The organism is Cupriavidus sp. R6-3 (genome assembly GCF_059772245.1).
In genome coordinates this window covers 1-8,602 of record NZ_JCBAJO010000204.1, presented here as the reverse complement: position 1 = coordinate 8,602, position 8,602 = coordinate 1, and the positions used below count along the sequence as shown (strand labels likewise).

Genomic DNA, 8,602 nt, shown 5'->3' with positions numbered 1-8,602 from the left:
GAAGCGTTCTTCCGGCTCGGCTATGTGCTGTCGCGCGGCCGGCGGCCGTCGCGCTGGCACAGCGCCAGCGGCCTGGCCGCCGATGCGGTGGCGCCGGTGGCGATCGTCACCGTGTCCGGCGGCGTCGGCATCATGATGGCCGATCGCGCCGAGCAGCTGGGTTTGCCGATGCCTGCGATGCCGGCCGGCCCGGCTGAAGCGCTGCGTGCCGCGATCCCGTTCGCCAGCACCGCCAATCCGATCGACGTGACCGGCCAGATCGTGGCCCAGCCGCGCGTGTTGCTGGACGCGCTGCGCGACGTCGCCGAATGGGGGGAATACGGCAGCGTGGTGGCGTTCCTGGCCGCCGGCGCCAATGCACCGGCGCTGTGGCCCGAGCTGCAGCGCACCGTCGCCGCGCTGCACGAGACGACCGCCAGCGCGCCGCTGCTGCTGTGCGGGCTGGTGGCCGACGATCGCCGCGCCTGGCTGGAGCAGCACGGCTGCCTGGTGTTCCGCGAGCCCGCGCATGCGATGGAAGCGGTTGCCGCGCTGGCGCGTGCGGCGGCGCAGGGTGCGGAAAGCCGCGGCGAGTCCGCGGCTGAGGCCTTGCCACAGTTGCCACAGTTGCCACGTATTGCCGCCGACGCCAACGCGCTGTCCGAACACGAGGCGATGCAGTTGCTGGCCGAGGCCGGCGTGCCGGTGGCCCCGCACGGTCTGGCGCGCGATGCCGGCGAGGCGGTGCGCATCGCCGATCGGCTCGGCTATCCGGTCGCGGTCAAGCTGTGCTCGCGCGAGATCCTGCACAAGAGCGATGTCGGCGGCGTGGCGTTGAACCTGCACGATGCCGATGCGGTGCGCGCGGCCTTTGCGCGGGTGCGCGACGCGATCGGCCGGCATGCGGCCCGGCATGGCGGTGCGCCGGTGCCCTTCGAGGGCGTGGTGGTGGCGCGCATGGTGCGCGGCTGGGGCGAGCTGATGGTCGGCGTGCGGCGCGACCCGGTGTTCGGGCTCGTCGCGCTGGCCGGCATCGGCGGCACCGCGGTCGAGGTGTTCCGCCAGATGGCATTCGGACTGGCGCCGCTGTCGATGCCTCGCGCGCTGGCGATGTTGCGCGACAGCCGCGCCGAGGCGCTGTTCGCCGGCCATCGCGGCAATCCGGCCGTGCCGCTCGAACAGGTGGCGCAGGTGCTGGTGCGCGTGTCGCAGTCCGCCGCCGCGATCGGGCCGCGGCTCGACACGCTGGAGATCAATCCCTTCATCGTCACGGCCGACGGGCCGGTGGCGGCCGACGCCGTCATCACGCTGCGGCACGACGCGCATTGAAACCCCAAGCGAGCACCCGAGATGAACCATCCCGCCAGCCCCATCTTCTCCGCCCCCGTCTACGACAACCCCCAGCAGGCCCTGACCGCCGCCGCGGCGCTGCCGCTGGTGATCTACGGCTACCCGCTGATCGAAACGCTGCGCACCTGCCGCGTGCAGACCTCGGTCGAGGCCGCCACCGGCTATGGCCGCGCGCCGGTCAACGTGCTGTCGGCCAGCACGCGCCAATGGACCCACGAGGACCGCGACATCGTCACGCCGGCCAACGACCTGCTGTACTTCTGCGGCTGGATCGACCTGTCCGACGGTCCGGTCACGCTGCAGGTGCCGCCGCTGAGCGACCCGGACCGCTACTACGTGGTCGAACTGCTCGACGCGCATACCAACAACTTCGAGAATCTCGGGCCCCGCAATGTGCCGGCCGAGGGCGCCGCGGTGAAACTGGTCGGCCCCGGCCAGCAGGCGGGTGCCGGCCGCGCGGTCGCGTGTCCGACGTCGCTGGTCTGGCTGATCGGCCGCGTGCTGGTACAGGGCGAGCAGGACCTGCCGGCCGCGCATGCGTTCGAGCAGGGCTTCCGGCTCGATGCGCCGGCGATCAGGCGCCAGCCGCAATGCGTGCGGCTGTGGCGCGAGACCGGCGACGCCGCGCTCGACTTCTTTCACAACCTGTTCCAAGCGCTGCGGGAATTTCCGCCGTCGCCGGAGGAGCACGGCCTGCTGACGCTGCTGCGGCGCCTGGGCATCCGGCTCGAGGACGAGGTCGACATCGCCGCGCTGCGGCCGGCGGTGCAGGCGGGCCTGGTGAGCGCCTATCGGCAAGGCATGGATCTGATCGAGGCGCATACGCGCAGCCAGGGACGCAAGAGCTGGGGCTACAGCCTGAAGCTCGGCGTCTACGGCGACGACTGGCTGATGCGCGCGACCACCGCGATGAAGGGATTGGGCGCGCTGCGCGCCGACGAGGCGGTCTACGCGATGGCGGACTTCGATGCCGACGGGCAGCCGCTGACCGGCGCCGGCACTTACGAGTTGCGCTTCCCGGCGGGCCATCTGCCGCCGGCGCAGGCGTTCTGGTCGGTGTCGCTGTACGGCGAGGACCGCTTCTTCACCGCCAACGCCATCGGCCGTTATGCGATCGGCGACCGCACGCCGGGCCTGCGCTACGAGGACGACGGCAGCCTGGCGATCGCGATCTCGCATGCGCGTCCCGCTTCGATCGACAACTGGCTGCCGGCGCCGGCGGGACCGTTCTATCTGATCCTGCGCCTCTATCACCCGAGCCCTGCCTTTATCGCGGGCCAGTACGTCATTCCGCCCGTGCGGCGGATCGCCTGAGGGGGCCGCGATGATGCGCTCCGATGTAGTCCATGGCTTTCGTGTCCTTCGTGTCTTTCGGATGCTTGATGTCCTTCGCGGCGGCCGGCTCGCCAAAGGTCTGATGGCCGCCTTGGTGCTTGCCGTCGGCCTTGCCCTGGCCCCGGTCGCCCACGCCGACAGCTACCCTTCGCGCCCCGTCAAGCTGGTCTCGCCCTACGGCGCCGGCGGGTCCAACGACACCTCGGCGCGCGTGCTGGCCGACGCGCTGAGCCAGAAGTACGGGCAGCAGTTCGTAGTCGAAAACCGGCCGGGCGCCGGTACGCGCGTGGCCAACGAGCTGGTTGCACATGCGGCGCCGGACGGCTACACGCTGCTGTGGGCCGCCGCGCCGTTCGCGATCAACACCGCGGCGGGGCTGAAACAGCGCTACGACGTCGCCAGGGACTTCAAGCCGGTCGGCCCGCGCGTGGTCGGGCCGGTCTTCCTGATCGTCAATGCCGCCTCGCCGGCGCGCACGCTGGCCGATTTCGTCAAGCTCGCGCGCGAGAAGAAGGACGGCATCACGTTCGCCTCGCCGGGCATCGGCTCGGGGCCGCACCTGACCGGCGAGCTGTTTGCCGCGCAGGCCGGCTTCAAGGCGCTGACCGTGCATTACAAGGGCGATGCCACCGCCTATACCGAACTGCTGGCGGGTCGCGTCGACGCGACGCTGACCGCCATCACCTCGGCGCTGCCCTTCATCAAGGCGGGCAAGCTGCGCGTGCTGGCGGTCGCGTCGGAGCAGCGCAGCCCGGTGTATCCGGACGCGCCGACCTTCGCCGAGAAGGGCCATGCCGGCGTGGTCGGCTACGGCTGGTTCGGGCTGGTGGCGCCAGCCGGTACGCCGGACGCGATCGTGCGCCAGCTCAATCTCGATGCCAGCGCGGTGTTTGCCGACCCCGCCATCCGGGCGAAGCTGCACGGGCTCGGCCTGCAGCCGGAGCCGATGAGCAGCGCGGCCTTCGGCCAGTTCATCGACGGCGAGGTGCGCAAATGGGGCGAGTTGATCCGGCGGACCGGGCTGGTGCTGGAATAAGGTGCAGGAATAACGTGCAGGAATAATCGGCCCCGCCAGTGCGAGTATCGCCGGCGGGATCGCAGCCACTATGGGAAGCGCGGCGCCAGATCGGCCTTGAGCCAGTCGATCAGCGCGCGCGTGCGCGCCGGCAGCATCCGCGCATGCGGATAGAGCACCGACAGCGGCCACGGCGCCAGCTCGTAGTCCTCCAGCACGATGCGCAGCTTTTTCTCGGCCACCAGCGGCGCGACCTGGTACGACAGGAAGTGGCCGAAGCCGGCGCCGGCCGCGCAGGCCGCGACCGCCGGGGCGGTCTGGTTGAATTCCAGATTGCCGGTGACCGGCACCTGGAACACGCGACCATCGTCCTGAAAGGTCCACCAGTGCGGATTGCCATTGCTGAAGCGCAGGCAGGGCTGCCGCGTCAGGTCCTCCGGATGGCGCGGCACGCCATGCTTGCGCAGGAAGGCCGGCGTGGCGACCACCACGCGGCGGATCCGGCCGACCGGCTGCGCGATCAGCGTCGAATCGCGCAGGGGCCCGATCCGCACGCCGACATCGACCCCTTCCTCGAGCAGGTCGACCACCCGATCGGCGAAGTTCAGCGAGCAATGCACCGCGGGATAGCGCTGCACGAAGCGCGTGACCGCGGGCGCCACATACATCTGGCCGAACAGCATCGGCGCGGTCACGGTCAAGTGGCCGGCGAGTTCGACCTGCCGCGTCGTCAATCCGGCCTCGACCTCGTCGATGGTGGCCAGGATGCGCCGGCAGCTGTCGAGGTAGCTGCGGCCGTCTTCGGTCAGCGCCAGCCGGCGCGTGGTGCGGTTCAGCAGGCGGACCTGCAGATGGGCCTCCAGCGCCGCCAGCGTGCGCACCACCGCGGGCAGTGAGGTGCCGAGGGAGGCCGCGGCGGCGGTCAGGCTGCCCTTGTCGACGATCCAAACGAAAGTCTGCATCGCGCGAAGTTTGTCCATCGCGCGACATTACTCCATTTATCGGAGTAGTCAAATACATTCGGCGCGCTTTATTGCGGACCGGTCGCCGACCACAATGCGGGCATTCGCCAACCGCTTCAAGGTCTTCAACCTCTCCAACGTCTTCAACCTCTTCCAGACGCTTGCCGTCAATGGAGCCGACCATGTCCGCTGTCCTGAACTCCCTCTCATCCCCGGTCTCCCCCTCGCATCCCGCCGCCCCGCTGGTCCTGTATCACGTGCCGCTGTCGGGCCATTGCCATCGCGTCCAGCTGCTGCTGTCGCTGCTCGACCTGCCCTACCGCTGCGAGCTGGTCGATGTCCGCGGCGGCGCGAACAAGGCCGAGCCCTTCCTGCGGCTCAATCCGTTCGGCCAGATTCCGGTGCTGGACGACAACGGCACCGTGATCGCCGACTCCAACGCGATCCTGGTCTATCTGGCGCTGCGCTACGACCACGAGGGTCGCTGGCTGCCGCGCGATCCGGTGCAGGCCGCGGCCGTGCAGCGCTGGCTGTCGGTGGCCGCCGGGGAGATCGCCTATGGGCCGGCGCGCGCCCGCATCGCCAAGCTGTTCGGCCGTGACTTGCCGGTGGACGACGCGCGGCAGCAGGCCGCACGCCTGTTCGAGGTGATGGAGCCGCTGCTGGCGGCCGCGCCGTATCTCGCGGCCGACCATGCGACGCTGGCCGACATCGCCGCCTACGCCTATATCGCTCGCGCCGAGGAAGGCGGCGTCAGCCTGGCGCCGTATCCCGCGATCCGCGCGTGGCTGGCGCGCGTCGAGGCGTTGCCGCGCTTCGTGCCGATGCCTGTTGCGCAAGCGGCCTGAACCAACCTGTCATTGCGGAGCGCGATCATGGAACTGCCGACCTGGCCCTACGAGGGCTCTCCCTTCCACAGCGGCGAGCGCCTGGCGCAGCAGCGCGCCGGCAAGCGTGAGCAGATGGAAGGGGTAGGGCGCCGCGTGGTGCGCGGCGAAATGCTGGAACAGCACCGGCTGTTTTTCGCGCAGCTGCCGTTCATGCTGGCAGGCGCGCGCACCGACGATGGCGGCGTCTGGGCCACCATGCTGGCCGGGACGCCGGGATTTGCGCACGCGCTGGATCCGCTGCAGCTGCGCATCGATGCGCTGCCGCTGCCCGGCGATCCGCTCGATGGCGCGCTGCGCGATGGCGCCGAGCTTGGCCTGCTCGGCATCGAATTGCCGACCCGCCGGCGCAATCGCCTCAATGGCGTAATCGCCCGGCGCGACGCAGCCGGCTTTACGGTGCAGGTGCGGCAGAGCTTCGGCAACTGCCCCCGCTATATCCAGCAGCGGGAGCTGTTGCCGGTGCACGTGCCGTCAGAGGATGCGGGCGTCGCCCAGCCGCAGGTACTGGACCGGCTCGACCACGAGGCGATCGCGCTGGTGCGGCGCGCCGACACGCTGTTCATCGCCTCGCATCACAGCGATCCGGAGGCACCGCACAGCGGCGGCGCCGATGTCTCCCATCGCGGCGGCAAGCCGGGCTTCGTGCGCGTGGATGGCGACGACACGCTGGTGATGCCCGACTTCAACGGCAATGCCTACTTCAACACGATCGGCAATCTGGTCGCGAGCCCGCGCGCCGGCCTGCTGTTCGTCGATTGGGAGACCGGCACGCTGCTGCATGTGGCGGTCCGCGCCGAGATCGTCTGGGAAGGGCCGGAGGTGCAGGCCTACGCGGGCGCGGAGCGGCTGGTGCGGATGCGGGTCGAGCAGGTGATCCGGCGCCCGGGCGTGCTGCCGCTGCGCGGGCGGCTCGTCAGCATGTCGCCGGTGCTGGCGCAGACCGGCGAATGGCCGGGGAATGGATCCGCGAACCGGGCCGCGAACCGGGCCGCGAACGGGTACGCGAACGGGTCCGCGCCAGCGGCCGATCACCACCGATCACCCGCTGATCACCCGCTGATCACCACTGATAGGTGAGCGTCGCCATCACGTTGCGCGCTTCGCCGTAGTAGCAGTTCAGCAGCCCGGCGCACGAGGACACGTAGGTCTTGTCGAACAGATTGGTGGCGGCGACACGCAGTCCAGCGCCCTTCAGCGACGGGCTGATGCGGCTCAGGTCCAGGCGCATCATCAGGTCGACCAGCGTGTACGACGGCACCTTCAGCGAGTTCTCGTTGTCGGCCCAGCTGGTGCCGACATAGCGCGCGCCGGCGCCGACGGTGAAGCCGGGGAACACCAGATAATCGGCCCATACCGAGGCCATGTGCTGCGGCGCCTGGTACGGCGTGTTGCCGACCACGCCCTCTGGCGACTCGACGTAGCGCATATGCGTGTAGGTGTAGCTGGCCAGCAGCGACAGCTTGTCGGTCACGCGCGAGCGCGCCTCCAGTTCGAGCCCGCGCGAGCGGACCTTGCCGGCCGGCTGGTAGTACGGGGTCGACAGCACGCGCGCCGCGACCTTGTCCTGCGTCAGGTCGTACAGCGAGGCCGACAGCAGCGTGCTGCTGCGCGGCGGCTGGTAGCGGACGCCGATCTCGACCTGCCGGCTCTCGGTCGGCGGCAACAGGCTGCCGTCGCGGGCGGTGCTGCCGCTCGGGTTGAAGCCCTCGCTATAGCTGGCATAGGGCGCGATGCCGTTGTCGAACAGATAGACCAGGCCCGCGCGCCTGGTGAACTTCGAACCGTCCCATTCCGAGCGCGAGGCGGCGCCGAAACCGAGGTTCGAGACCTTGGCCATGTCGTGGCGGCCGCCGAGCACCAGGCGCCAGCGATCCCACGCGATCTGGTCCTGCAGATAGAGGCCGGTCTGCTCGAGCTTGCGGTCGATATTGGCGCGGAACAGGCCGGACAGGCCCGCGTTGCCGTAGACGGGATCGAACGCGTCGATCGGCGCGGCGCTGCCCGATTCCCACCAGCCGTCGACATGGCGGTGCTGGTAGTCCACGCCGAACAGCAGCGTGTGCTTGAGCGGACCGGTATCGAATTGTCCCTGCAGCTGGTTGTCGACGATGAAGGCGTCCAGGCTCTCGTTGGCGCCCGAGTAGTAGCGGGTCAGCGTGTTGGGGCCGGCCCAGCCATAGCCGTAGACCTGCTGCAGCGTGACATCCGACGACAGATAGCGGAAGTTCTGCCGGAACTGCCAGCGGTCGTTGAACGCATGCTCGAACTGGTAGCCGACCATGCGTTGCGTGCGCGTGAATTCGTTGTGGCCGGGCTCGCCGTCGAAGAAGCTGCGCAGGATGCGGCGGCCGTTGTGCGCGGCGGTGATGGTGGCATCCGACGGAATCGCGCCGTGATAGCCGCCATGCGGGTCGCGCTGCAGATAGGCCTGCAGCAGCAGGCGCGTGTCCGGGCTGATGTTCAGCAGCAGCGACGGCGCGATGGCGAAGCGTTCTTCCTCGACATGACGGTACTGCGTGTCCATCGAGCGGCCGATCGCGGTGATCCGGTAGGCGGCGACGCCGTTGTCGTCGATCGGGCCGGTCACGTCGAAGCCGGCCTCGTAGCGGTTGCGATTGCCTACCGTGACCTGGGCCTCGCCGGCGCGCTCGAACTGCGGCCGCTTGCTGGCCAGCGCGACCACGCCGCCGGGCGAGGCGCGCCCGTACAGCACCGAGGCGGGACCGCGAATCACGTCGATCCGCTCGAGGAAATACGGGTCGACCTGCATCGAGCTGTAGCTGCCGGGATCGCCCAGTACCTTCAGGCCGTCGAGCAGCGAGTTGTCGACGCTGCTGTCGATGAAGCCCCGCAGCGCGACGTAGTCGTAGCGGTTGGTCGCGCCGACCAGCGCGGTGAAGGCGCCGGGCGTGTAGTTCAGCGCCTCGGACACGCTGCGCGGCTTCTGGTCGTCCAGCTGCTGGCGCGTGACCACCGAAATCGACTGCGGCGTCTCGGCGAGCGGCGTGTCGGTCTTGGTGCCGGCGGCGCTGCGCTTGGCGACGAAGCCGACGCCGGGGCTCAGCGCGGTT

The 8,602-nt window shown here is 69.8% G+C and carries 7 protein-coding genes; 5 read left to right on the top strand and 2 right to left on the bottom strand.

The window, feature by feature from the left end:
- The 3 genes from AC6EI8_RS21420 to AC6EI8_RS21410 all read left to right on the top strand — a co-directional run.
- Window positions 1-1,308 (top strand): acetate--CoA ligase family protein (locus AC6EI8_RS21420; protein ID WP_498382811.1); only part of this gene is annotated, 1,308 nt, incomplete at its 5' end.
- Window positions 1,309-1,329: 21 nt separating this feature from the next.
- Complete coding sequence (locus tag AC6EI8_RS21415) at window positions 1,330-2,643, top strand: DUF1254 domain-containing protein (protein WP_498382810.1); 1,314 nt, start codon at window positions 1,330-1,332, stop codon at window positions 2,641-2,643.
- Window positions 2,644-2,704: 61 nt separating this feature from the next.
- On the top strand, window positions 2,705-3,700 hold the full coding sequence (locus tag AC6EI8_RS21410) for a Bug family tripartite tricarboxylate transporter substrate binding protein (protein WP_498382809.1): 996 nt from the start codon (window positions 2,705-2,707) through the stop codon (window positions 3,698-3,700).
- 68 nt (window positions 3,701-3,768) lie between these two features.
- On the opposite strand, the gene AC6EI8_RS21405 is transcribed toward AC6EI8_RS21410, so the two are convergent.
- On the bottom strand, window positions 3,769-4,659 hold the full coding sequence (locus AC6EI8_RS21405) for a LysR family transcriptional regulator (RefSeq protein ID WP_498382808.1): 891 nt from the start codon (window positions 4,657-4,659) through the stop codon (window positions 3,769-3,771).
- A 164-nt stretch (window positions 4,660-4,823) separates the two neighbouring features.
- Between AC6EI8_RS21405 and AC6EI8_RS21400 the strand changes: the two genes are divergently transcribed.
- The gene (locus AC6EI8_RS21400; RefSeq protein ID WP_498382807.1) at window positions 4,824-5,489 is read left to right on the top strand and encodes a glutathione S-transferase family protein; all 666 of its coding nucleotides are present in this window, start codon (window positions 4,824-4,826) and stop codon (window positions 5,487-5,489) included.
- Window positions 5,490-5,516: 27 nt separating this feature from the next.
- Window positions 5,517-6,608: a flavin-nucleotide-binding protein gene (locus tag AC6EI8_RS21395; protein ID WP_498382806.1), complete on the top strand. Its 1,092-nt coding sequence runs from the start codon at window positions 5,517-5,519 to the stop codon at window positions 6,606-6,608.
- Here AC6EI8_RS21395 and AC6EI8_RS21390 read toward each other — a convergent pair.
- Window positions 6,592-8,602 (bottom strand): TonB-dependent siderophore receptor (locus AC6EI8_RS21390; protein ID WP_498382804.1); only part of this gene is annotated, 2,011 nt, incomplete at its 5' end. The two genes, AC6EI8_RS21395 and AC6EI8_RS21390, sit on opposite strands and share 17 nt — an antisense overlap.

What these genes read in the sequence shown, in the direction of transcription:
- AC6EI8_RS21415 (WP_498382810.1), top strand. Translation starts at nt 1,330, where the DNA reads ATGAACCATCCCGCCAGCCCCATCTTCTCCGCCCCCGTCTACGACAAC.
- AC6EI8_RS21410 (WP_498382809.1), top strand. Translation starts at nt 2,705, where the DNA reads ATGCTTGATGTCCTTCGCGGCGGCCGGCTCGCCAAAGGTCTGATGGCC.
- AC6EI8_RS21405 (WP_498382808.1), bottom strand. Translation starts at nt 4,659, where the DNA reads ATGGACAAACTTCGCGCGATGCAGACTTTCGTTTGGATCGTCGACAAG.
- AC6EI8_RS21400 (WP_498382807.1), top strand. Translation starts at nt 4,824, where the DNA reads ATGTCCGCTGTCCTGAACTCCCTCTCATCCCCGGTCTCCCCCTCGCAT.
- AC6EI8_RS21395 (WP_498382806.1), top strand. Translation starts at nt 5,517, where the DNA reads ATGGAACTGCCGACCTGGCCCTACGAGGGCTCTCCCTTCCACAGCGGC.